The sequence below is a fragment of the Vicinamibacterales bacterium genome (assembly GCA_041659285.1).
GTDB lineage: Bacteria > Acidobacteriota > Vicinamibacteria > Vicinamibacterales > UBA2999 > 12-FULL-67-14b.
On sequence record JBAZYO010000022.1, the window covers coordinates 25,189 to 50,481 of the forward strand.

Consider the following 25,293-nt stretch of genomic DNA (forward strand, 5'->3'; position numbering starts at 1 on the left):
CCCGGCCTCGCCGGCTCGCAATCATGAAGAAGAATTAATGTCCGTCACCGACAGCTTCCGAAAAGATGCCTGGGTGGATGACAAGGACGCCGGCAGCTCCACGCGCGCGCCGCGCGTACTCGTGGTCGAGGATGAAGTCCGTCTGTCGGCGCTGCTGTCGAAGCATCTGACGGAGTTGAGCCTGACGGTCCGAGTTGAGCACAATGGCACCATCGGACTCGACGTTGCGCTGTCCAACCCGTTTGACCTGATCATTCTCGACGTCGTCCTCCCAGGACTCGATGGTTTCGCGATCTGCCGCGAGCTCCGCCGACGCAACATGACCGTGCCCATCCTGATGTTGTCGGCGCGGGGCGTCACCGAAGACCGCGTCCGCGGACTCGATAGCGGCGCGGACGATTACTTGACGAAACCATTCGAGTTTGCCGAACTCAGCGCCCGCGTCCGGGCCCTGCTGCGGCGGCAGAAGCCTGCGGCGGTGCTGACCCTGTCGGTCGGCGACCTGCTCCTGGACCCCGTTGGCCGGTCTGTCCATCGGGGGGCGCGGCGCGTTGAGCTCACCCAGAAGGAATTCGCGCTGTTGGAGTACCTGATGCGAAACGTCGATCAGGTTCTGACGCGCGCCATGATTGGCGAGCAGGTCTGGGACTTCACATGGGACCGGATGACGAACGTGATCGATGTTTACGTCAACCATCTGCGGCGAAAACTGGAAGATGCGGGCGAACCACGGATCATCCATGCGGTGCGCGGCGTCGGTTACGTACTGCGCCCGGCGGAGGCTGCCGATGATCGCGACGCTTAAGGCACGCACGACCCTGTGGAACGTGCTCGTCGTGGCGTCGGCCTTGGGGCTGTTCGCCACGCTGCTCTATGCCTGGCTCGCGCAGACGCTTTACGCGCATCACGACGGCGACCTTCAGGAAGAGGCCCGCCGCGTTGTCGCCACACTGTCGTCGAACGCCGATCCCATGGCGGCGCTCCAGACGCTTGATAAGCAGGGCGCCGTGGCACCATACCTGATGGTCCGCGACGCGCATGGGCAGATGGTGTTCCGCTCGGCACGCCTGGCCCAGGTCGAGCCCGACATCGGCGCCCACGAAGTTCTGACCCATGCGGCGGCGAGAGGAGCCACAACCGAGCAGTTCTTTACCGTATCTCTGGCGCGCGGGCCGGTCCGGTTCACGTGTGTGCCCCTGGCCCGTCCGGACGGCACCTATCTTCAGTTGGGACGGCCGCTGGGCGACGTCGGCATGATGTTGGAAGTGGTGGCCGTCGCCTCCGCAGCCCTCATCCCCATCGTGATCCTGGTGACCAGCTTTGGCGGCTTCCTGATCGCGAAGCGGGCGCTCCGGCCGATCGACAGCATTGCCACGGCTCTCGAGTCTATTCAAGCGACCGACCTGTCCCGGAGGGTTGACCTCCACGCCCCCGACCTTGAAGTGAGGCGCCTGACCGGCTCGGTGAACCAACTGCTCGATCGGCTGAACACGTCCTTCAACACCATGAAGGAATTCACGGCGGACGTGTCGCACCAGCTGCAGACGCCCCTGACGGTCATGAAGGGCACCATCGAAACCGCTCGCGAATCACAGCCGGCAGAGGCACAACCGGTCTTCGCCGTCTTGTCCGACGAGGTCAACGCGTTGAGCGCCACGCTTCAGGACCTGCGTGACCTCGCGCTCGCCGACGCCGATTCGGCGGGCTCACGTCAGGATCCCGTGAGCGTCAGCGAAGTGTTTGCCGAAGCCGGCGAGCTGGTGGGCGCACTGGCCGAGGCGCATGGAGTGTCGTGCCGCACCACTATCGAACCCGGGCTGAAGGTCTGGGGCAACGCCGTGCGGCTGCGACAGTTGCTGCTGAATCTTGGCGAGAATGCGGTCGAATTCACGCCGCCGGGCGGCACGATCCGCATTGATGCCAGGCGCGATCAGGGGACCGTCGTGGCGACGGTGTCAGACAGCGGCGACGGCATTCCCGCCGATCTCCTGCCGCACGTGTTTGATCGCCATGTCCATGGACGAAGCCAGACTTCGCAAGCGCGATCGGGGTTAGGCCTGGCGATCGTGAAGCGCATTGTCGATGCGCACGGCGGCAACGTCGTGATCAGTAGCCGGCCGGGCGCCGGCACGACGGCGTCGATCACGTTGCCAATGGCGAATCCGATGTCCTGATCCCAGCCAGTCTGGTGCGCTTCAGCGTCAGCGCCACTGAAGAGATACCCGGCACCGTCCGGGGCCATTTGGCGACCGCCGGATTAAAACATCTTCATTAACCCGAATGTGGACGCTCGCGCGCCCCCGTGGACGTCGGCTTGCATCAAGGTCGATTGAGAGCGTGTGTGCTGCCCTGCCATCCCGGCATTTTCCCTGTTTCGGGTAACGGCATATCCAATCTGGGCCGGCGCCCGCTGTCTCTCCACTGTGAGTGAGCCCCACTGGCTCGACCGTAAATTGTGAAGGAGTCAAGCATGAGAATGAAGAGCATCGTGACGGTGATCGCGGCGGGTTGTGCAGCAGTCGTGATCTCGGCGGTCCCCGGACGCGCTGCGCAGACGCCTCAGGAGCACCAGCACGCCGCCACCGACCAGGCGAAGCCGGTATCGGGTATGGCGGCCAAGGACCACGCCATGATGGTCGAGCGCGAGAAGATGATGGCCGACATGAAGGCCGCCGACCAGCGGCTCACTGACCTCGTCACCAGGATGAACAGCGCGTCGGGCGCGGAGAAGACGACGGTGACCGCCGCGGTCGTGACCGAGATGGTGGCGCAGAGCCGGACCATGCGCGAGGGCATGATGAAGATGCAGCAGGGCATGATGCCCCACATGATGGAGCACATGCAGGAGGGGAAAGACTCGATGGCGATGTGCCCGATGATGAAGCCGATGGGCGACATGAAGCACTGATCGTCGGGGCACGGTTGCAGTAATACGAGGCACGACAATGAAACCAGTACTCGCAGTGGTTCTACTGGCAGGCTTCGCGGCAGCCTGCGGCAACACCTCGTCCATGGGGCCAACGGGGCCGACGGCTCAGACGGGCATGACCGGCACCTGGGCCGGCAGCGGCTCGGACTCGAGCAGTTCGATGGGCGCGGGCAGCTTGATGGGCCAGACCGGCATGGGGACGATGACGTGGCCGCTCACGCAGAGCGGATCAACGATCACCGGCTCCATGAGCTTCGCCGGCATGGCGGGCCGGAGCCCTGGTGTGTTCTCGGGCACGATGTCCGGTGACGACATGACCTTCACGATGGATTTGCCGAACAACAGCATGATGTCGACCGGGTGCACGGCGCGAGCCACGGGCACGGCACGCGTCGACAGCATCAGGATGACGATGACCGGCACCTACAGCGGCTCGAATTCGTGCACCGGGGCGTTCACCAACGGCCAGATGACAATGAAGCGCCGGTGAGACACACCGGCGCCAATGCGGAACGAAGACAGGGGGAAGTAATGGGTGGAAACATGATGGGGAACGCGTGGATGGGCGGATTCGGCTGGATGTGGATTCCCACTCTGGTGGCGCTCGGTCTCGGTGTGCTGATTGTCTGGGGCCTGTTCGGGAAGAAGCCATGACCCACCGTCGCGACCGCACCCTGGAAGAAAGCGCCACCGTGCGCTACGACGAAACCCGACTGGAGATCGCCGACATCAGGTCGGCGGTGCGCCAAAGCGGATATCAGTCAGCCGCGCCCGCCGCGGCTCCGGCGGGCGACGGTCACGAAGGCCACCTGGCACCGGCCACGCCGCCTGCCCCCGCCGCACCCGCAACGCCGACACCATCGCCGGCCGCTCCCGCCGAAGTGCCTGCTCCCGCGGCTCCCGCTGGCCAGGGCCACGAGGGCCACGCCAAGGCGGGCGCGCCGCCCGCCATGCCGGCAGACATGGCGCATGAGATGGGCCATCGCGGCACGGACCTGCCGGCCATGGTCCGCGACATGCGCAACCGCTTCTGGATCTGCCTGTTCTTTACCGTGCCGCTCTTCATCTATTCACCGATGGGGATGTTCACCCCGCCCGCGCCACCATTTGGCCTGGACCTCAACGTCTGGTTATTCGGCTTTACCACTCTCGCCATCGTCTATCCGAGTTGGCCGTTCTTCGTCTCCGCCTGGCGCGCGCTCAGGAAGGGCGTGCTGGGCATGGCGGCGCTGGTCGTATTGAGCGTCGGGACCGGGTATCTCTTCAGTGTCGGCGCCACCTTCCTCTTCAAGGAAGGCGGACAGTTCTATGAAGCGGTCGCCGTCCTGCTGGTGTTCATCCTGCTCGGTCACTGGCTGGAAATGCGGGCCCGTGCCGGCGCTTCGTCTGCCATCACGGCGCTGATGGATCTCACACCAGCACTGGCCTCGGTCGTTCGCGACGGCGTCGAGACCGAAGTGCCCACGGCGGAGGTGCTGGCGGGCGAGATTGTCGTGATCCGGCCGGGCAACAAGATTCCGGTGGACGGCATCGTCGAGACCGGCGACTCACTGGTCGACGAGTCCATGCTGACCGGCGAGTCGATGCCGGTCCAGAAGGGGCCTGGCGCCACGGTGATCGGGGCGACCATCAACAAGAGCGGCAGCTTTCACTACAAGGCCACGAGGGTCGGGGCCGACTCCGCACTGGCGCAGATCGTCAAACTGGTGCAAGAGGCACAGAACTCGAAGGCGCCGGCGCAACTGCTGGCGGACAAAGCCGCGCAGTGGCTGGTGATTGCCGCCATCGTCGCCGGTCAGGTGACCTTCGCGGTGTGGTTCTGGTGGATCGGACAGCCCTTGCTGTTCGCGGTGACGCTGACCATCACGGTCTTCGTGATCGCCTGCCCGGATGCGTTGGGACTGGCCACACCCATGGCGGTAATGGTGGGGACGGGCCTCGGCGCAATGAACGGCATTCTCTTCAAGAACGCCTCGGCGCTCGAAGACGCCACCAGGCTCAACGTCATCGTCTTCGACAAGACCGGTACGCTCACCATCGGCCAACCGGAGGTCGTGGAGATCGTGACGGCGGAAGGGATCACCGAGGACGTGTTGTTGACCGCCGCCGCGGCCGTCGAGCAGGGGTCCGACCATCCGCTCGCCCAGTCCATCCTGCGCCGGGCAGCGCACCTGACCGTCGCGGCACCGACGGGATTCGAGAGCCTCGACGGTATGGGTGCGCGGGCCGAGACCGCTGGTGGAACGGTTTTCCTCGGCAACCGGCTGCTCATGGATACCCAGAAGCTCGCGCTCGGCCCGCTGGAGGCCGAAGCCACCCGCCTCCAGGCGGACGGCCGCACCGTCGTCCATGTGTCGCAGGCCGCTCGCGTGATTGGGCTGATCGCCATCGCCGATGCGATCAGACCGACCTCCAAGGCCGCCGTGGCCAAGTTGCGCGAACGCAAGATCGACGTGGTGATGCTGACCGGCGATAACGCGGCCACCGCCAAACGCATCGCCGCCGACCTCGGCATCGACAGCGTGCTGGCCGACGTGCTGCCGGCCCAGAAGGCCAACAAGGTGAAGGAGCTTCAGGCCACGGGGAAGAAGGTCGGGATGGTGGGCGACGGCGTCAACGACGCGCCAGCGCTCACCCAGGCCGACGTGGGATTTGCCATTGGCGCTGGCACCGACGTCGCCATGGACAGCGCCGATGTCGTGCTGATGAAGAGCGACCCGTATGACATCGTTGCCGCGATCGAGCTCTCGCGGGCGACGTTGCGAAAGATGCACCAGAATCTGTGGTGGGCGGTGGGCTACAACGTCATCGCATTTCCGCTGGCAGCGGGCGTTTTGTACCCATTCGTACTGAGTCCGGAGATCGCCGCCCTGTCGATGTCCGGCAGTACGCTCATCGTGGCGATTAATGCGTTGATGTTGAAGCGGACCAAACTCGCAGGCATCCGTCAGCCCGGCCAGACGGCCGCCGCGTGACGGTCTGCGGCGACCCTGGCAAGAGGACAAGCAAATGAGTTGTTGTAGCGATGTGATGACACCAATCGAGGCATCCTCGTGCTGCACGCCGCAAGACACGGCAGCACACGCCGCGCGAGCGATGCGCAGCTCCGGCTGCGGCTGCGCACCGGTGGTCGAGGATACCAACAGCCGCAAGCTGGTCGGCGTCGTGACCGAGCGCCACCTCTGTTGCGACGTCGCGGCAGACGACCGGCGCGCGTCGGAGGTGCGCGTCAGTCAGATCATGCTCCCCCCGTCTGCGTGTTGTGGCGCGGATGAGCCTGTTGAAGAAGCACGCCGACAACTGCACGAGCATCGCGCGACGAGCTTGCCCGTGGTGGACGGGACTGGCGGCTGCTGCGGCACGATCAGCGCTCACAACTTGGAATAGTCCTGACTTCGACTATCTGAGCCTCCTGACATCGACGCTAACGGCGAGCGCGCGTTTCTGGCCGCGCTCGCCGGCTGGGCACCGTCATAACCAGCCGTTTCTAAACCCCGCCCGGCGCAGGCCCGTCACGACATAGGGGCACGCGCGCATCAGCCGCCAGAGGAAACCCGACCGGTAGTTTTCGCACATCAGCACAACTGGACCGACGTTGATCCCCAAATGATACGGCGAGGTCCAGCCGGGACCCGCGTCGTCTTCGTGCGGAAAGGTCAGATTGAAACTGCACCGCAGGCAATACTCGCCCGTGACCTGCGGATAGACGTCCTGAAAATGCTCAACGGTGGGCAGCACGACCTCCGGGGCGAACGGAAGCGAGGCGACCACGGCCCACGGCGCGACGGTTCCGTCGTCCGGGCCATACGGCACGCCACGGGCGACGTAATCAAAGAACGAGCGCTCGATCCCGTGAACCCGCTGCGTCGTCCAGCCCGGGCCGTCGCTCGCGGTCAGTCCCCAGAAGTGCTGACCGTAGCCCGCGAATTCAAGGGGGTTCCGAATTGCGTAGGCCTGCTGGACGTAGGTCGCGCGCCGGCTGTTTTCGCAGTAGTCGATGCCCTTCTCTCGCGCGAAGGCATCCTGGATTCCTCGAAAGTCCACCCAGACGTGCGAGTACTGATGGATGAAGAGCGCACCGCCGTAGAGCAATTCGTAGCCGAGAATGTTCTTCCACTGGTAGCTGGAAGTCCACGCCGTGTAGCTCTCCGTTGGCAGCGGATACGTCGGTGAGCCTAGACCGAGCGTGTACAAGAGCATGGCCTCGTCGTAGCCTTCCCAGCGGTAGGGCAGAAAGCCGCTCTCAGGCTTCCACCCATGAGTGACCGTCGCGCCGCCATTGCACGCCCAGTGCCAATCGGCGCGGCGATAGAGCGCGTCGGCCAACGTGCGAATCTCCAGCTCGGCTTCGCTGTCTTGATCGAAATACGCCGCGGCGGCCAGCATGCCGGCCAACAGGAAACTGGTATCGACCGTCGACAATTCGCACAAGCCGGCGCGCGCTCCTGTAGTCATGTCGAGGAAGTGGTAGTAGAACCCGTTGTAACCGGTCATGCCGGGCGCAGTTCCCTGCGGGCTGGTCCAGAAGAACCGCAGCAGCGCCAGCGTTCGTTCGATCGCGTCGGCGCGTGTCATCCATTCCCGTTCGACGCCGACCGGATACGCCGCGAGCGCGAAGCCGACGGCAGCGATACTCGCCGGGGCGCCAGGCTGTGTTCTGTCGGCCACCAGACCGTTGGCAGAATTGGTCTCGTTCAGGAAGTACCCGAAAGAATGACGCTGCAGCGCGTCCAGCCTCGTTTCACCGAAGTCAGGTCGAATCACATGAGACATGGTTTGGCGATCACGCCACTGTTCCCTGTTCTGTGCCCTGGCTCCATCTCCAGTTGCGAATCTCCGGCATGTCCTCACCGTGCTCGGCGATGTATAGCCCGTGCTCAAGCAGCTTGGCGCGCATGGTTTGCTGGACATGGGCGGCGCGGGGACCGAGCGCAGGCACGCGGGCGATGACGTCGCCGACCAGGTGAAAGCGGTCAAGGTCGTTCAGCACGACCATGTCGAAGGGGGTGGTCGTCGTGCCTTCTTCCTTGAAGCCCCGCACGTGCAGGTTGTGATGATTCGTGCGGCGATAGGTCAGTTGATGAATGAGCGAGGGATACCCGTGATAGGCAAAGACGATCGGCTTGTCGGTGGTGAAGAGCGCATCGAACTCTTCGTCGCTCAACCCATGGGGGTGCTCGGTCTGCGGCTGGAGCTTCATGAGATTGACGACGTTGATCACCCGCACTCTCAAGTCGGGGAAATGGCTCCCCAGCAACTGGACCGCCGCAAGCGTTTCGAGCGTCGGCACATCGCCGCAGCAGGCCATGACGACATCCGGCTCGCCGCCCCGATCGTTGCTGGCCCACGGCCAGATACCGAGGCCGGCCGTGCAGTGCGCGATGGCCGCGTCCATATCCAGCCACTGCGGCGACGGTTGCTTGCCGGCGACGACGACATTGACGTAGTTGCGGCTGCGCAGGCAGTGGTCGGTGACCGAGAGCAGGGTGTTCGCGTCGGGCGGCAGGTAGACCCGGATGACGCTGGCGGTCTTGTTCGCGACCACGTCGATGAAGCCCGGGTCCTGATGGCTGAAGCCGTTATGGTCCTGCCGCCAGACGTGGGACGTGAGCAGATAGTTGAGGGATGCAATCGGCCGGCGCCACGGGATCTCATTCGACACCTTCAACCACTTGGCGTGCTGGTTGAACATGGAATCGATGATGTGAATGAACGCTTCGTAGCAGGAGAAGAACCCGTGGCGGCCCGTCAGCAGGTAGCCTTCCAGCCAGCCTTCGCACTGGTGCTCGCTCAACACCTCCATCACGCGGCCATCGGGTGCGATGTGATCGTCGGCCGGAAGGATCTCCGCGATTGAGCAACGATTCGTCACCTCGAACACCGCGTTCCACCGGTTCGAGTTCGTCTCGTCCGGGCTGAAGACGCGGAAATTGTCGGGGTTGTGCTTAATGACGTCGCGGATGAACTCGCCCTGGACGCGCGTCGCCTCGGCGTCGACTGCGCCCGGGCGAGTTACCGTGACGGCGTAGTCACGGAGGGCCGGCAGCTGGAGGTCGCGCAGCACCAGGCCACCGTTGGCGCGGGGATTGGCACTCATGCGACGCTCCCCTGCCGGAGCCAATGCCGCCAGCTCGGGGATGAGCCGACCCGCCTCGTCGAACAGTTCTTGCGGCCGGTAGCTCTTCAGCCATGTTTCCAGAATCTCCACGTGGCCCGGTCGACTCATGTCGCCCATCGGGACCTGATGCGAGCGGAAGCTGCCTTCGGTCTGCTTCCCATCAACCACCTCCGGGCCGGTCCAGCCCTTTGGCGATCGGAGGATGACCATGGGCCAGCGCGGCCGCACCGTGAACCCGTTGGCGCGGGCATCGCGCTGGATGCGATGAATGTCGGCGACCACGGTGTCGAGTGTCGAGGCCATCCGCTGGTGCATGTCCATCGGGTCGTCGCCTTCGACGACATAGGGTGAGTATCCGTAGCCGCGGACGAGTGCCTCCAATTCCTCGCGAGGAATGCGCGCCAGAACGGTCGGGCCCGCAATCTTGTAGCCGTTCAAGTGCAGGATCGGCAGCACGGCGCCGTCGTGGACGGGATTGAGAAACTTGTTCGAGTGCCAACTCAGTGGCGAGCGCAGCGGTCTCTGCTTCGCCGTCGCCGACGACGCACGCGACGAGCAGGTCCGGATTGTCGAACGCCGCGCCATAGGCGTGCGAAAGCGAGTAGCCCAACTCCCCACCCTCGTGAATCGAGCCGGGCGTTTCCGGCGCGACGTGGCTGGGTATTCCGCCGGGGAACGAGAACTGCCTGAAAAGTCGCCGCAGGCCCTCTTCGTCTTGCGAAATGTGGGGATATACCTCGCTATAGGTCTGCTCCAGATACGCGTTGGCCACCATGCCGGGCCCGCCATGGCCCGGGCCAGCGATGTAGATAACGCTCAGGTCGTGTTCCTTGATCACGCGATTCAGGTGCACGTACACGAAGTTCAGCCCCGGCGTCGTGCCCCAATGACCCAGCAGGCGCGGCTTGATGTGCGCCAGCGTGAGCGGCTGCTTCAGCAGCGGATTGTCATAGAGATAGATCTGCCCGACGGAAAGGTAATTCGCGGCCCGCCAGTAGGCGTCGATCTTGCGGAGTACTGCCGTCGCGAGGCGTGGCGATTGTGGGTTCATGCGTCAGGTTCCGTTATGTGTCCGTCCAGGCCGAGCACGCGGGACACCGAGCGGGCAATCATCAGCTCTTCGTTCGTGGGAATGATGCGAACAGTGACGCGGCTCGCATCCGTGGAGATCACCGCCGCGTGATCCGCGTTGCGCGCGTCATGCAGTTCGATGCCAAGGAAGCCCAGGCCCTCGCAGATGCGGGCACGAATCGAGGCGCTCTGTTCCCCAATGCCAGCCGAGAACACCAAAGTGTCCAGCCCGCCGAGGGCGGCGGCGAAAGCGCCCACCCACTTCCTGGCCTGGTAGCAGAACAGCGCCACCGCTTCCGCGGCCCGGACGTCCCCGGCTTCACGCGCGAGCAGGTCGCGCATGTCGGAGCTGATCTCCGAGACGCCGAGCAGCCCCGATTCGTGATGGACCATCTCATTGAACTGCTGCGGCGTCATTCGCTCGGTGAGCGCAAAGAACGACATCAGTCCTGGGTCCAGGTCGCCCGTCCTCGTGCTCATGACCAATCCGGCCGCGGGAGTAAAACCCATGCTGGTGTCGATGCTCATGCCTGCCTGGACGGCGGCCATGCTGGCCCCATTGCCCAGGTGGGCGAGGATCACGCGTCCGTTTGCGGCTTGAGGTCCCGCGGCCCGGCCGAGTTCTTCCATGAGATAGGCATAGGACAGGCCGTGAAAGCCGTACCGCCGAACGCCCTTCGCCTGGTAGCGCCGCGGAATCGGCAACACCGTGGCGACGCGCGGCATCGCGGCGTGAAACGCGGTGTCAAAGCAGGCCACCTGCGGCAGGTCCGGATGGCGCTCGCGAAACGCCTCGATCAGCGCGATCTCGCGGGGCAGGTGATCCGGCGCATACGGTCCGGCGCGATGCAGTTCGTCAAGCAACTCAGTGGTGACTCGAGCCGGCTCGGAGTGCGCCAGTCCATGAACGACGCGATGCCCCATCGCTGTCACGGTCGACCATTCCGGCCGGGCTTCGAGCCAGTCGGTCAGAAACCGCGCTCCAGATTCGCCGTCCGGCGCCTCCGTCCGGCCCTCGCTTCGCCCGCGTTCCGTCGCCTGCCACGCCAGCGTCGTGCCGCCCAATCCTACTCGGTCGAGCTTCCCCGTCAGGGACGTCTTCAGATGAGGGTCGGTCTGATACACCGCGAACTTGATGCTCGATGAGCCGCGATTGATCGCGAGCACCGACGAGGGGGAAACCATGAAGTTCAACGCATTCTTCCGCAGTCCGGATTGCGTGGCTGTCCCGAATGGCACACAGTCAAGCCGCGGATTAAGACATCTTCATTAACCCCAATATCGATGCTCGCGGCGCCCGGTGAACACCGGCTTGAACTACGATCGACCGAGAGCTGCGTGCGCCCGGCATCCCGACATTTCCCTGTTTAAGGAAACAGCGTGTCCAATCTGGGCTGGCGCCCACTGTCGCTCCTCATGAAGGCCGCGGATTTTTCAGCAGTACTTCAGGAAAACTTCGCGTGCGATCAGCGACGGACGTGGGATTCCTCACGACGCCCGCGGTTAGCAGGATCCACGGGTCCGTTGGCCTCGTTCTTGCTATCCTGAGTTGACGGCATTCTTGCATGTTTCGAGTCTCCGTTCTCCTCACCGTCCTGACCTTGGCCGCCGGCCCTGATGCCAGCGTCTTGTGCAGGGCTTGGTGTGGCCCGGAGGCCGCCACGAACGAGTGCCGCCACGAAAGCTCGGAGCAATCGCCGATCCTTACTGCTGGCGATTGCTGCGCGGGTGTCGAGGCCGGCGTCCCAGCGGCCCTCGTGAAGGATGCACCCACAACGGTGTCATCCCCGGGTGTGGCCCAGGCCGTTCCGGGGCACGGCCACCAGTTCTCCCGTCGGTCCGGCAACGGCCGCCCTGGCCGCGAGCTTGGGCGTCCACGGGCGTTCGGCCCGCCACCTCTCTCAACCATCCTCAGAATCTGAGTCTGTCCCGCCGTACCCCACGGCATCGGGCCTGACCTGCGTGTGACCCGCACGCGTGAGGCCCGGAACAGCAGTCTCCGTGACGTTCGTCGTCACGACCATGGTTGAGGCGTTACATGAGCAAGTTCTTAGAGTGTGCGGTATTCGTCCTGCTACCGCTCGTAGCGGTGGCGCAGCCGTCCGATCGCGACTGGGCTCCGGCGACGCCGCTGGCCGAGCTCGTTGCGCAGGTCGATGCGTTGAGTCCGGAACTGGCGGCGGCCCGGCGAGAGGTCGACGCGTCGGTCGCCCGGATCCGGCCCGCCGGTGCGCCACCGGACCCGACCATCTCCACGGGATACATGAGCGGATTTCTGCGGCCGCCGTTCTTCCCCTCGGCGACCACGCCCGATGGATTCTGGCAGTTCGGCGTGACGCAGGAGATCCCGTATCCCGGCAAGCTCGCCGCCAAGACTGTGATCGCCTCGACGGTCGCCGAGCGGGCCCGGTGGAGCGTCGAGCTGACTCGCGTCGGGCTGGTGGCGGCCCTCAAGGCCGCCTACGCCGATCTCGAGCTGGCGGAGCGCAGCCTCGCGATCCTCGATGGCACGCGCGGCGTGCTCGAGCAGGCGCACTCGCACGCGGAAACGCGCTTCCGGGTCGGGCGGGGACCGCAGCAGGATGTGCTGCGCGCGCAGCTCGAGATCTCGATGCTGATCGAGCGACGCACCATGCTCCTCCGCGACCGGCGCACCGCGGTGGCGGCCGTCAACGCCGTGCTCGGCCGCGCACCCGACACCACGCTCAGCACGGTGCCGATCACCTACGACCCGCCTCCCACGCTCGCCGAGCTCCAGCGGCTCGCGAGCGACCACAATCCGCGGGCGCGCCGTGACGACCAGCAGATCGCCTCGGGGCAAGCGGCGCTGACGCTCGCCCGCAGGGAGATCCGGCCCGACTTCGCCGTCAGCGTGACGACCCAGCGCAAGGTGGGCGGCATGCCATGGATGTACGGCGTCGACCTGATGGCCACGGTCCCGGTGTTCTGGCAACGCAAACAGCGCCCAATGGTCGCGGAAGCCACGGCCATGCTGGGCGCCGCGCGCGACCTGCGCGAGGCCACACGGGTCCAGGCCGATGCCGAACTGGCCATCGCCGCCGCGGACGCCAGCGCCGCCATCGAGTTGATGACGCTTTATGCCGACTCCATCCTGCCGCAAGCGCGCCTCGCGCTGGAGGCGGCGATGGCGTCGTACCAGACCGGGGCGGTGGACTTTCTCACGCTGCTCGCGAACGTGACGAGCGTGCTGACCTACGACCTCGCCTCCCAACAACAGCACGCGCTGCACCTCAAGGCACTGGCGCGCATCGAGCCCCTGACGGGCCTGTCCCTGATTCATTAGTGAGGACCACCATGACTACCCCGTCGTCCGCTCCCCACACCTCGCGCCTGCTCCTGGCCGCCGTCGCCGTCGGCTCGCTGGCGCTGGGCGCCGGGATCACCTACACGCTGGTGCGCCGCGGCGCGGCACCGGCGGGGGCAGCCCCCGCGGCGACCACCGAGCACGCGCAGGCGGGCCACTCGACGCCGGCTGCAGAGGCCTCGGCGCCTGGGCCCCAACGGGTGCTGATCTCGCCGGCCCGTCAGCAGACGATCGGCGTGCGGACCGCGATCGTCGGCCACCAATCGATGGACTCGACCATTCGAACGGTGGGCGCGATGGCCTACGACGAAACCCGCATCACCGAGGTGCACCCGAAGATCGCCGGATGGGTGGAGCGCACCTTCGTCGATTACGTCGGCAAGACCGTCCGGCGCGGACAGCCCCTGCTCACGATCTACAGCCCGGAACTCGTCTCGACCCAGCACGAGTACCTGCTGGCGCTGCGCGCGCGCGGGCAACTGAGCAAGAGCGCGTTCGCGGAAACCCGCAGCGGCGCCGAATCGCTGCTCGAAGCCACCCGGGACCGCCTGCGCCTCTGGGACGTCAGCGACGCGCAGGTCGAGGCGCTCGAGCGCACCGGCGAAGTGCAACGAACCCTGACCCTGTATTCGCCGTTCAACGGGGTCGTGCTCGAACGCAACACCTACGCCGGGCAGTACATCACCCCTGACACGGCCACCGCGAAAATCGCCGACCTCTCGCGGATCTGGGTGGTGGCGCAGATCTTCGAATACGAAACGCGCTCGGTGAGGCTCGGGCAGGAGGCCCTGATCGAGTTCCCGTACGGGCAGTCAACCCGCAAGCTCACCGGAAAGATCACGTTCATCTATCCGGACATCGATCCGCAGACCCGCCGCGCGCGCGTGCGCATCGAGTTCGCCAATCCCGGGCTCGAACTGAAGCCGGAGACCTACGTCACGGTAACCATCCAGGTCGCCGGCGGCCACGCGCTGGCCGTGCCGCGCGAAGCCGTGATCGACACCGGCACCGCCCAGTACGTGATCGTGGCGCTCGCCGACGGCTACTTCGAGCCGCGACCGGTCGAGGTCGGCGCCCCCGTCGACGCGTTCTATCCGGTCCTCACGGGCCTGGCCGAGGGTGACCGCATCGTGACCTCCGCGCAGTTCCTGATCGACTCCGAGACAAACTTGCAGGCGGCGATGCAGGCGATGTCGCTGAGCATGCCGGGCATGGACATGGGCGGCGCCACGAGGGACCTCCCGGCCAAGGGCGTGGGTGGAGCCGGCGCCGACATGCCGGGCATGGACATGAGCCCGAAACCAGGGGCCGCGCCCGGCAACGCGACGCCGCCGCCACCGCACCAGCATCAGTAGGCGAAGGGAACCGTCATGATCGACAAGCTCATCGCCTTCAGCGCCCGCAACGGCTTCGTCGTCTTGCTGCTGATCGTCGCGATCACCGGCGGCGGCGTGTGGGCGATTCGGTCGACGCCGATCGATGCCATCCCCGACCTGTCGGACGTCCAGGTGATCATCAGCGCCAACTGGGAAGGCCGCAGCCCGACCCTGGTCGAGGACCAGGTGACCTATCCGATCGTGACGGCGCTGCTCTCCGCGCCACAGGTCAAGGTGGTGCGCGGGTTCTCGTACTTCGACGTCGCGTTCGTCTACGTGATCTTCGAAGACGGCACCGATCCGTACTGGGCCCGCAGCCGCGTGCTCGAGTATCTCAACGGCCTGCAGGGCCGCCTGCCGGCCGGGGTCACGCCCATCCTCGGGCCCGACGCCTCGGGAGTGGGCTGGGGATTCGAGTACGCGCTCGTCGATCGCACCGGCAAGACCGACCTCGCGCGCCTGCGCACGCTCAACGACTGGTACGTGCAGTACTGGCTGCGCAGCGTTCCAGGGGTCGCCGAGGTGGCGCCGGTCGGCGGCTACGTCAAGCAGTACCAGGTCGAGATCGATCCGAACGCACTGGTGGCCTACGGCATGTCGATCGACATGGTGATCGCCGCCATTCGCCAGAGCAACAACGACGTTGGCGGGCGGGTCGTCGAGTGGACCGGCCGGGAGTACATGGTCCGGGGCCGCGGCTACCTCACCGGTGTCGCGGACATCGAGATGGTGAGCCTCGGTGCCCGCCCCAACGGCACTCCCGTCCTGGTCAAGGACGTCGGTCGTGTGCAGATTGGCTCCGACATGCGGCGGGGCGTGGCCGACCTGAACGGCGAAGGCGACGTCGCCGGCGGTATCGTCGTGATCCGATCCGGCGTCGACACCAACAGCGTGATCAAGAACATCAAGGCGGCGGTGGCCGGCCGCATCCAGCCGGCCCTGCCCGAAGGCGTCGAGTTGGTCACCACCTACGACCGCTCCGACCTGATCGAGCGCTCGATCAGCAACCTGAGGGAGAAGCTGATCGAAGAGGGCATCATCGTCTCCCTGGTCTGTGTCGTCTTCCTCTGGCACTTCCGCAGCGCACTGGTCGCCATCCTGACGCTGCCACTCGCGATTCTGCTGTCGTTTGTCGCCATGAAGGCGGTCGGCGTCGGCTCCAACATCATGAGCCTGGGCGGCATCGCGATCGCCATTGGCGCCATGATCGACGCCGCGATCATCATGATCGAGAACGCCCACAAGCACCTCGAGCACGACGAGGGCACGGGCTCGCGCACCGAGATCCTGATCAGGGCGGCGCAGGAAGTGGGCCGACCGCTGTTCTTCTCACTGCTGATCATCACGGTCTCCTTCCTGCCCATCTTCACGCTCGAAGGGCAGGAGGGCCGGCTCTTCCACCCGCTCGCCTTCACCAAGACGTTCGCGATGGGCTTCGCCGCGCTCACGTCCGTGCTGGTGGTGCCGTTCCTGATGGTCCTGTTCATTCGCGGCCGGATCCCCAAAGAGGAACGGAACCCGGTCAACCGGTTCCTGATCTGGGCGTACCACCCGTTTGTCCGGTTCGTCCTCCGGCACCGGGCGCTCACCCTGATCGCCGCCCTCCTCCTGATGGCCAGCACAGTCCCCGTCTACCTGAAGCTCGGTTCCGAGTTCATGCCGCCGTTGTACGAGGGCACGCTTCTCTACATGCCGATTACGCTCCCGGGCGCCTCGGTGCAAACCGCGCAGCAGATCCTGACGCTGCAGGACAAGCTGATCAAGTCGGTGCCGGAGGTGGCGTCGGTCTTCGGCAAGGCGGGCCGGGCGCTGACGGCCACCGACCCGGCGCCGCTCGAGATGATCGAGACGGTGATCAACCTCAAGCCCGAATCGGAATGGCGTCCGGGCATGACGGTGGATCTGCTCGAAGCGGAACTGGACAAGACGGTCCGGCTGCCCGGCGTGGTCAATGCCTGGACCATGCCCATCAAGGGGCGGGTGGACATGCTCTCAACCGGCATCCGCACGCCGGTGGGGATCAAGATCTTCGGTCCGAAGCTGGAAACCATCAACGAGATCGGCACCCAGATCGAAGGGGCCATCGCCAGCGTGGCCGGCACGCGCAATGTGTTCGCCGAACGTGTCACCGGCGGGTACTACCTCGACTTCACGATCAAGCGGGACCAGATTGCCCGCTACGGCCTCACCATCCAGGACGTCGAGATGGTGATCGAGTCGGCGATCGGCGGCGCGAACATCACGACCACCATCGAAGGGCGCGAGCGCTTCCCGGTCAGCGTGCGCTACCAGCGCGCCTACCGCAGCGACCTCAACACGCTCAAGCGAACCCTGATTGCGACACCCGGAGGCGCCCAGATCCCCATCGAGCAGGTGGCCGATATTTCGGTCAGCAGCGGCCCGACCGTGATCCGCACGGAGCAGGCGCAGTTACTGGGCTACGTCTACGTCGACGTCGCCGGGCGCGACATCGGCGGCTACGTGGAAGATGCCAAGCGCGTCGTGGCCCAGATGGTGAAGCTCCCGGAGGGCTACACCCTGGAGTGGAGCGGCCAATACGAGTACATGATGCGCGCCGCCGCGCGGCTCCGCATCGTCATTCCCGTCACGCTGCTCATCGTGATCGTGCTGCTCTACTTCAGCACCCGCAGCGCGGCGAAAATCCTGATCGTGCTGCTCGCCGTGCCGTTCTCACTGATCGGCGCGTTCTGGCTGATCTACCTCCTCGGCTACAACATGAGCGTGGCGGTGTGGGTAGGCATCATCGCGCTCGCCGGCGTCGACGCGGAGACGGGTGTCGTGATGCTGCTCTATCTGGACCAGTCGTTCGCGAAATTCAAGGCGGCGGGACGGATGAACAGCCTTGCTGATTTGCAGGAGGCCGTGGAAGACGGCGCCGTCAAGCGCATCCGCCCGAAGATGATGACCGTGATGGCCATCCTGATGGGACTGCTCCCGATCATGTGGAGCCACGGCGCCGGCGCCGACGTCATGAAACGCATCGCCGCGCCGATGGTGGGCGGCGTCGTCACCTCGTTCGCCCTCGAGCTGTTGATCTACCCGGTGGTCTACACGCTGTGGAAATGGCATACGGAAGTGAAACCCGCTCGCGTCAACCCGGCCGGTTAATCAGGAGACTTTATGTGGATGCGCATCGCCCTGCTTCTCTCGTGCCTGGCCGCCTGGACCGGGCCGGTATCGCCCGCCACCGCGCAACCGGCGCCGATCGAGGCGCGTGAGGACACCGCCTTCGGCGGGCATCCGGGCTCCCTGCGGCTCGACGGCGACGGCCTCGCCTTCGACGCACGCGATGCCAAGCGTAGCCGGCGCTGGACCTTTGACGAGGTTCGCCAGCTGCGCATCGAAACGTCTCGCCGCATCGTCGTGGAAACGTATCAGTCGCGCGGGTGGCGTCGTCTCGGCCACAGCCGGGCCTACCAATACCGCACCACGACGCCGGTGGCGCCCGAATGGGTGGCGGAAGTCCTGTCGCGCATCACCCGTTCAGTGGTCACGTCAGTGGTCCCGCCCCGGACGGCGCCGGCGCAGTTCACCGCCGACGTGCACCACGAGGGGACAGACACCGGAGGCCGGCTCGCGCTCTATTCTGACGGGATGGCCTTCGAGACGCCCCGCGACGGTTTCGCGCGCTTCTGGCGCTTCACGGACCTGGACGCCGTGCTCCTCCAGGACCGCTATCGGCTGCAGATCGCGGTCTACGAGGGTCCGCGCGAGCACGTGCGCCCGTTTCTCTTCACGCTCAAGAAGGACCTGCCACCCGGCTTCTACGACGAACTCTGGCGCGCCGTCAACGGGCGTTCCGGAATCGTTTCCAGGGAAGCGCTCAAGTAAAGGACTCTGTGAAGATTCAGATCCGGTCCATCGTCATCGCGGTCATCATTGGGTGGGGGCTTGAACCAGACGCTTGGCACGTTTTACCCTGGAGGAACACCAATGGCGAAATGCGGATGCAGGGAAGTTCATGAGCGGCGACGGGTCGTCTTGACTGGCGGGCCTGGCGCGGGAAAGACGGCCCTGCTGGAGCTGGTCCGGCAATCGTTCTGCTCCCATGTCAAGGTGTTGCCGGAGGCTGCTGGCGTGGTCTTTGGTGGCGGCTTTCCCCGGGAAGACGACCCCGCCTGTCAGCGCGCCGCGCAACGGGCGATTTTCCATGTCCAGCGCGAGCTGGAGGTCACGGGAGACAACCACCACCCGGCGATTGTCCTGTGCGATCGTGGCACCATCGACGGCCTCGCCTACTGGCCGGGAGAGCCCGAGGAGTTCTGGTCGTCCGTTGGCGCGACCGTGGACGATGAACTCCGCCGATACGACGCCGTCATCCACCTGCGAACGCCGCCGCTGGAGCACGGCTACAACCACCAGAACCCCCTGCGGACTGAGTCAGCGACCGCGGCCGCCGAAATCGACACACGGATTGCCCTCGCGTGGGAGCGGCACCCCCGCCGGTTCATCGTCGAGTCGTCCGCAGACTTCCTCGACAAGGCGGCTCGCGCCGTTGCAATCCTGCGCGACGAGGTGCCCGCCTGCTGTCGAGGACATGTCGTGCCGGCGCCGCGTAGCGGCCGACCGGTCGCGCGCTAGAAACCGATCGAATACACCAGCTTGAAAGTGCGGCCGCTCTCGGGCAGCACGTCCTTCAGATAATTCAAATGATTGCGGTACAGCGCGTCGGTGGCGTTATCCAGCCGCGCTGTGATCGTGTTGAGTACGCCAGCCTTGCTGAAGGAATAGGACCCAAACACCCGGCCGGTCGAGTAGCCGTCGGTCGGCAGTTCGGCCCCGTAGACGCGGGTCTGGTCCGAGACGATGGACACGCTGCCGCCGAACTGGAACGCGTTCTTTCGGTAGGTGAGGCCCGTCAGGACGCGGAAGGGCGGGATGCGCGGCAACGGCTGCCCAGACGCCGACAACTCGCCCTTGACCCAGTCGTAGGTGACTTCCACGGTGAGTTCGTCGGTCACTTTCACATCGGCGTGGGCCTCGGCGCCAAGCAACACGCTGTCGGCCGCGATGTTCTCAACCACAGGGAAGCCCTCTGCCTCTTCGCCGGTCGGCTGCCGAAAGATGTAGTTCTTGATGTCGTTTCGGAAGAACGTGAGTTCTCCTCCAAAGCGCCGTGAACGTCCCCGCACCGATACGTCGAACCCGAGTGCGTGCTCGGCACCGAGCTCGTCGTTGCCGACTTCAAACGCCAGGTTTCCCGGGTGCGGGCCCAGATAGTAGAGCTCTTCGAGCGCGGGATACCGTGCCGCTCTCGCTACGTTGATTGCGACCACGACATTCTCGTTCGCCGCCCGCGGCTTCAACAGCAGGCCGACCGATCCCGAAAACTCGTTGAAGGCGCGGGGCGTCAGGCCGTTCTCGGGTCGATATGCCGCGTGATCGAGACGGCCGCCAAACTGCACGGTTGCGTGGGGAGACCCGAACTCTTCGTACAGGAAACCAGCAAACGACCGCTGTCCGACCGGGGGGGACAGTGCCTCTTCGCCGGTCGCGGCGAAGTTGCGGTCCAGGAACCACACGCCGAAGCTTCCGGTCAACTTGCCGGCTGGACGATGCGAGAGCAGCACTTCGCCTTCCACCGTGTCGTTGTTGAACGTGGTGCCGACTTCGGTGCCCGTCAGCTCCGAGTGCTCGTAGCGGCGAACACCGAGCGTGGCCCGATACGATTGCAGCCACCCTCCCAGTTGCGCCCCGCCAGCTCGTAGGCTGAAGGAGTGGCGCTTCGGCGTCAGACTGATCTGCCCTTCTTCCACAATCGGAATGCCGTACTTCGTGTCGTCGTAACCGTAGCTGGCGCCGACGTATGAGCGCTCGCCCGTCCACGCGGCGCCGAGCGTCCCCAGGCCCATCCGCGAGCCCGAGTTGTCCACCTTGCCCTGTGGAGTCATGTAGTTGCCCGCACGCCGACCCGCACCGCCGAAATGCGCAGCGAATTTGCCGTTCCCGACGTGGATGTCACCCGCCCCGCCAGCCTGGGAACCGTTGCTGGTGTAATCCATGGTGATCGTACCGGATGCCCCCTGCTGTTTCTCTGTGGGAATCTGATCGGTGATGACGTTGACCAGGCCGCCGATCGCGTTGGCGCCGTAGAGCAAGGTGGCCGGTCCGCGCACGACCTCGATCTTCTTCGCCGCCGCAGGATTGCTCGGCACCGAGTGATCGCCCGACTGACTGGACAGGTCGCCCATGCGCTGGCCGTCTTCGAGGACCGCGATGCGGTCACCGTCGAGACCGCGGATCACCGGACGCGCCGGCCCGGGTCCGAAAGCGCGCGTGGCCACGCCAGGCGCTTCCGACAACGTGGCTCCGATCGTCGATTCAAGCTGCTTGGCCAGCTCCTGGCCCGCCAGCACGGAGGTGGGCTGATACGATTCGAACTGCGGACGGGCGTTCGGACTCACCGACAGCACTTCAGCAAAGTGCAGGTCGAAGTCGACGGCCAGATTGAGCGTCACTGGCTGCGCCGCGACTGTCACCTCAGTGCGCCGGGTGCTGTAGCCCTCCGCGCGGACACCGACGTGGTACGAACCCGGTGGCACACCCTCGAACTTATAGACGCCCTCGTCATTGGTGCGCACCTCGCGACGCAACTCGTCGATCACGACAAGTGCGGCGGCCAGCGGCTGATTATTGCCGCCCTGCGTCACCGTTCCGACGAGCGTTGTCGACGTCTGCGCCCATGCCTGGGTTTGAGTCATGGTGGCGAGAACCGCCACCGACATACCAACGAGACGAGCCAAGCGGATAACGTCCACGAACCACACTCCTCAACACACATCTCTGGAAACGGATGGCGATCGCCGGCCACGATCAGGCGACGCGCGCATGACATGCGCGTCAAGACCAGGGCAAGGGAGGCGACCGGCGAACCTTAGACGGCGAGGAAAGCGGGTGGGCCGCGGGAGGAAGGTGCGGCGCAGACCAGCTCAACGGGATGACTCTCACCGGGTTCTAGGCAAGGCGCTGAGGAGAACGGTGATGCGAGCGCAACCGGGTAGGAAACGAACGCTCCGCTGAAAGCCCGCTGCAGGTGACAGACAACGCAGTGTTCGGGCCGTGTCGGTCGAGACCCGGGCGCGACGATTCTGAGCGCGTCATGCTCACTCGACCCCGACACCAACCGGCACGCCGGATCGTCGTCGGCGCCGATCGTGTGTGCGTCGAGGCCAGGCAGCGCCACAGTGCTCAGGAACGCGAAGAGCACACACGCTGCGAGCGGACGCCGCCGAGGTCGAGGCAAAGCCACGGTTTTTCTATTCTGACCGCCAAAGAAAGGCTGGGTCAAGCAATACGCACGCGCGCATCACAGCTCAACCTCCCGGCGCTCGCGCGCGAAGACCGCGTAGAGAACCGGCAGCACCAGCAGCGTCAGGACGGTGGACGAGAGAATGCCGCCGACGACCACGGTCGCGAGCGGGCGCTGCACCTCGGCGCCGGTTCCCGTCGCCAGCGCCATCGGCAGGAAGCCGAGCGAGGCGACCATCGCCGTCATCAGCACCGGTCGCAGTCGCGCCAGCGCGCCGTGGAACACCGCCTCGTCCACCGACGCGCCGTCCGCCCTGAGGCGGTTGATGAACGTCAGCATCACCAGCCCGTTCAGCACGGCGACGCCCGACAGCGCGATGAAGCCGACTGCCGCGGAGATCGAAAACGGAATGTCCCGCAACCACAGCACCAGCACACCGCCGGTCATGGCCAGCGGCACGCCGCTGAACACCAGCAGGGCGTCACGCACGTTGCCGAACGTCGCGAACAGCAGCGCGAGGATCAGCAGGAGCGCCAACGGCACGACCACCTGCAGCCGCTGGCGCGCCGACAACAACTGCTCGAACTGGCCGCCCCACGCCGTCCAATAGCCGGCCGGGATGGTGACCTCGTCTTTGATGCGCTGTTCGGCGTCGTCGACGAACGAGCCGATGTCGCGCCCGCGCACGTTGGCGGTCACCACCACGCGGCGCTTCCCGTTCTCGCGGCTGACCTGGTTGGGGCCGGTCGCGATTTCGAACGTGGCGATCGAACCCAGGGGCACATAGTCACGCGCGCCGGACGCCGGCGGCAGCGGCACCGGCAGCCGCTCGAGTCCCTCGATGTTCGTGCGGAGAACCTCGGGCAGGCGCACGACGATGTCGAAGCGACGGTCGCCCTCGTAAACCTGCCCGCTGGTCCTGCCGCCAATCGCGACCTCGATCACTTCCTGCACGTCGGCGACGTTCAGGCCCAGCCTGGCCATGGCCGGCCGATCGATCTGCACCGTCAGCATTGGCAGCCCGGTCGTCTGCTCGACCTTGACGTCGGCGGCGCCCTCGACGGCGGCCAGCACCTGCTCCACGTCGGCGCTCACGGCCTCCAACGTCGCCATGTCGTCGCCGAAAATCTTCACGGCCACGTCGCTGCGCACGCCGGCGATCAGCTCGTTGAAGCGCATCTGGATCGGCTGGGTGAACTCGTAGTTGTTGCCCGGCAGGTGGAGCAAGTCCGCTTCCAGCTGCTCCACCAGGGACGCCTTTGGCCGGGCCGGGTCGGGCCACAGGGCGGGCGGCTTCAGCATCACGTAGGTGTCGGCCACGCTCGGCGGCATCGGATCGTTTGCGATCTCGGCGGTGCCGATCTTCGAGAACACGTAGTCCACCTCCGGGTAGGTCTTCAGCTTGCGTTCCACCGCGTGCTGCATCTCCACCGCTGTCGTCAGGCTCGTGCCCGGGATGCGGAGGGCGTGCACCAGCAGGTCGCCTTCATCGAGGCTGGGCAGGAATTCCGTTCCCAGGCGCGTCGCCATGACCCCGGTAACCAGCATCAAGGCGGCCGCGGCCACGACCGTGGCCAGCCGGTTGTTGAGCACCATTCTCAACGCCGGTTGATATACGCGCATGGCACCGAGCACCAGCACGTTTTCTTTCTCCGACATCCGGCCGGTCATGAAGATCGCGAGCGCCGCCGGCACGAACGTCAACGTCAGGATCATGGCGCCGGTGAGCGCCGCCAGCACGGTGAACGCCATCGGGTAGAACATCTTCCCTTCGATCCCGGTCAGGGTCAGGATCGGCAGGTAGACGATCATGATGATCAGCTCGCCGAAGATGGTGGCGCGGCGCACCTGGCGCGAGGCGTCGAACACCACCTCGAATCGCTCGGCCCGGGTCAGCAGCCGCCCAAGTTCATGCTGCCGCTCGCCCAGGCGGCGGACGCAGTTCTCGACGATGATGACCGCCCCATCGACGATGATGCCGAAGTCGAGGGCCCCCAGGCTCAGCAGGTTGCCGCTGACGCCGCGCTCGACCATGCCGGTGATGGCGAACAGCATCGACAGCGGGATGACGCAGGCGGTGATGATCGCGGCGCGGATGTTCCCGAGGAAGACGAACAGGACGAGGATGACCAGCAGCGCGCCGATCATCAGGTTGTGCTGCACCGTCTCGATGGTCGCGTCCACCAGCTTCGAGCGGTCGTAGACGGTCTTGGCCACGACGCCGGCGGGCAGGGTGCGGTTGACCTCGGCCATGCGGTCGGCGACTCGCCGCGACACGACACGGCTGTTCTCCCCCATCAGCATGAAGGCGGTGCCGACCACGACCTCGCGGCCGTCTTCAGTGGCCGCGCCCGTGCGCAGCTCCTGCCCAAGGGCCACCTGCGCCACGTCGCTCACGTAGGTCGGGGTGCCCCGTGCGTGCCCGACCACGATCTTCTCGATATCGGCCAGCGTCGCAACTTGCCCCGGCGCCCGCACCAGGTACTGCTCGCCGCGCCGCTCGATGTAGCCGGCGCCGACATTGGCGTTGTTGGCGGCCAGCGCCGTCATCACGTCGCGGAACGTGAGCCCGTAGGCCACCAGTTTCGCGGGATCGGGGGTGACGTGAAACTGCTTGGTGTAACCGCCGATGCTGTTGACGTCGGCGACGCCGGGCACCGTGCGCAGTTGGGGACGCACGATCCAGTCCTGCACCGTGCGCAGGTCCATGCCGGTGTACGGCTCGCCCGCCGCGGTGCGCGCCTCTTCACCGGCCTCCACCGTCCACAGGAAGATCTCACCCAGGCCCGTGGCAATGGGGCCCATCGACGGCGTGATGCCGGCCGGCAACTGGTCGCGGGCTTCGAGAATGCGCTCGTTGACGAGCTGGCGCGAGAAGTAGATGTCGGTGCCGTCCTCGAAGATCACGGTGACCTGCGACAACCCGTACCGGGAGATCGAGCGGGTCTCGAGCAGGCGCGGCAGGCCGGCCATGGCGGTCTCGACCAGGTAGGTGATGCGCTGCTCGACCTCGAGGGGCGAGTATCCCGGCGCTTCGGTGTTGATTTGCACCTGGACGTTCGTGATGTCGGGCACCGCGTCGATCGGCAGCCGCTGGTAGTTGTAGACGCCGAACACCGCGGCGCCGAGGGTCGTCATCAAGACGACCCATCGCTGCGCGATGGCGAACTGGAGAATGCGTTCGATCATGCCGGTCCTTGTGGG

General features: G+C 65.6%; 17 protein-coding genes and 1 pseudogene. 11 read left to right on the forward strand and 7 right to left on the reverse strand.

Annotated elements, in window-relative coordinates:
* The first annotated feature begins 37 nt into the window (after positions 1 to 37).
* The 3 genes from WC815_22915 to WC815_22925 all read left to right on the forward strand — a co-directional run bounded on the left by WC815_22915 (position 38) and on the right by WC815_22925 (position 2,908).
* Entirely contained in the window at positions 38 to 805 is a 768-nt protein-coding gene (locus WC815_22915; GenBank protein ID MFA5911640.1) for a response regulator transcription factor, read from the forward strand.
* Positions 789 to 2,174: a HAMP domain-containing sensor histidine kinase gene (locus tag WC815_22920; GenBank protein MFA5911641.1), complete on the forward strand. Its 1,386-nt coding sequence runs from the start codon at positions 789 to 791 to the stop codon at positions 2,172 to 2,174. Before WC815_22915 ends, WC815_22920 begins: the two co-directional genes overlap by 17 nt.
* Positions 2,175 to 2,470: 296 nt before the next feature.
* Positions 2,471 to 2,908: a hypothetical protein gene (locus tag WC815_22925; protein MFA5911642.1), complete on the forward strand. Its 438-nt coding sequence runs from the start codon at positions 2,471 to 2,473 to the stop codon at positions 2,906 to 2,908.
* A 126-nt stretch (positions 2,909 to 3,034) separates the two neighbouring features.
* Here the strand turns inward: WC815_22925 and WC815_22930 are convergent, their stop codons facing one another.
* Positions 3,035 to 3,352: a hypothetical protein gene (locus tag WC815_22930; protein MFA5911643.1), complete on the reverse strand. Its 318-nt coding sequence runs from the start codon at positions 3,350 to 3,352 to the stop codon at positions 3,035 to 3,037.
* A gap of 108 nt (positions 3,353 to 3,460) precedes the next feature.
* Between WC815_22930 and WC815_22935 the strand changes: the two genes are divergently transcribed.
* The 3 genes from WC815_22935 to WC815_22945 are packed head-to-tail and all read left to right on the forward strand — an operon-like array spanning position 3,461 to position 6,316.
* A complete protein-coding gene (locus tag WC815_22935) occupies positions 3,461 to 3,583 on the forward strand; it encodes a hypothetical protein (protein ID MFA5911644.1) in 123 nt (40 codons plus the stop codon).
* Complete coding sequence (locus tag WC815_22940; protein MFA5911645.1) at positions 3,580 to 5,904, forward strand: copper-translocating P-type ATPase; 2,325 nt, start codon at positions 3,580 to 3,582, stop codon at positions 5,902 to 5,904. The genes WC815_22935 and WC815_22940 overlap by 4 nt, the downstream gene beginning before the upstream one ends.
* Before the next feature lie 55 nt (positions 5,905 to 5,959).
* Complete coding sequence (locus WC815_22945; GenBank protein MFA5911646.1) at positions 5,960 to 6,316, forward strand: CBS domain-containing protein; 357 nt, start codon at positions 5,960 to 5,962, stop codon at positions 6,314 to 6,316.
* Between the two features lie 84 nt (positions 6,317 to 6,400).
* On the opposite strand, the gene WC815_22950 is transcribed toward WC815_22945, so the two are convergent.
* The 4 genes and pseudogenes from WC815_22950 to WC815_22965 form a co-directional block, all read right to left on the reverse strand.
* Entirely contained in the window at positions 6,401 to 7,693 is a 1,293-nt protein-coding gene (locus tag WC815_22950; GenBank protein ID MFA5911647.1) for a glucoamylase family protein, read from the reverse strand.
* A gap of 19 nt (positions 7,694 to 7,712) precedes the next feature.
* Positions 7,713 to 9,632 (reverse strand): phosphoketolase family protein, encoded by a 1,920-nt coding sequence (locus WC815_22955; protein ID MFA5911648.1) that lies wholly within the window; start codon positions 9,630 to 9,632, stop codon positions 7,713 to 7,715.
* Positions 9,559 to 10,098 (reverse strand): annotated as a pseudogene (locus WC815_22960) (hypothetical protein). The gene WC815_22955 and the pseudogene WC815_22960 overlap by 74 nt, the downstream one beginning before the upstream one ends.
* Positions 10,095 to 11,303 carry an acetate/propionate family kinase gene (locus WC815_22965; GenBank protein ID MFA5911649.1) on the reverse strand — a complete coding sequence of 403 codons (1,209 nt, stop codon included), beginning with the start codon at positions 11,301 to 11,303 and terminating at the stop codon, positions 10,095 to 10,097. Before WC815_22965 ends, WC815_22960 begins: the two are co-directional and overlap by 4 nt.
* An 853-nt stretch (positions 11,304 to 12,156) precedes the next feature.
* Here WC815_22965 and WC815_22970 point away from each other — a divergent pair.
* The 5 genes from WC815_22970 to WC815_22990 all read left to right on the forward strand — a co-directional run bounded on the left by WC815_22970 (position 12,157) and on the right by WC815_22990 (position 19,421).
* Entirely contained in the window at positions 12,157 to 13,422 is a 1,266-nt protein-coding gene (locus WC815_22970) for a TolC family protein (protein MFA5911650.1), read from the forward strand.
* 11 nt (positions 13,423 to 13,433) lie between these two features.
* Positions 13,434 to 14,798 (forward strand): efflux RND transporter periplasmic adaptor subunit, encoded by a 1,365-nt coding sequence (locus WC815_22975; GenBank protein MFA5911651.1) that lies wholly within the window; start codon positions 13,434 to 13,436, stop codon positions 14,796 to 14,798.
* A gap of 15 nt (positions 14,799 to 14,813) precedes the next feature.
* Positions 14,814 to 17,948, forward strand: coding sequence for a CusA/CzcA family heavy metal efflux RND transporter (locus tag WC815_22980; GenBank protein MFA5911652.1), 3,135 nt, complete (start codon positions 14,814 to 14,816; stop codon positions 17,946 to 17,948).
* An 18-nt stretch (positions 17,949 to 17,966) separates the two neighbouring features.
* Positions 17,967 to 18,671 carry a hypothetical protein gene (locus WC815_22985; GenBank protein ID MFA5911653.1) on the forward strand — a complete coding sequence of 235 codons (705 nt, stop codon included), beginning with the start codon at positions 17,967 to 17,969 and terminating at the stop codon, positions 18,669 to 18,671.
* Between the two features lie 150 nt (positions 18,672 to 18,821).
* On the forward strand, positions 18,822 to 19,421 hold the full coding sequence (locus WC815_22990; GenBank protein MFA5911654.1) for an ATP-binding protein: 600 nt from the start codon (positions 18,822 to 18,824) through the stop codon (positions 19,419 to 19,421).
* On the opposite strand, the gene WC815_22995 is transcribed toward WC815_22990, so the two are convergent.
* A complete protein-coding gene (locus tag WC815_22995; protein ID MFA5911655.1) occupies positions 19,418 to 21,598 on the reverse strand; it encodes a TonB-dependent receptor in 2,181 nt (726 codons plus the stop codon). The genes WC815_22990 and WC815_22995 overlap by 4 nt on opposite strands.
* A 548-nt stretch (positions 21,599 to 22,146) precedes the next feature.
* Positions 22,147 to 25,278 (reverse strand): CusA/CzcA family heavy metal efflux RND transporter, encoded by a 3,132-nt coding sequence (locus tag WC815_23000; GenBank protein ID MFA5911656.1) that lies wholly within the window; start codon positions 25,276 to 25,278, stop codon positions 22,147 to 22,149.
* Positions 25,279 to 25,293: the final 15 nt, after the last annotated feature.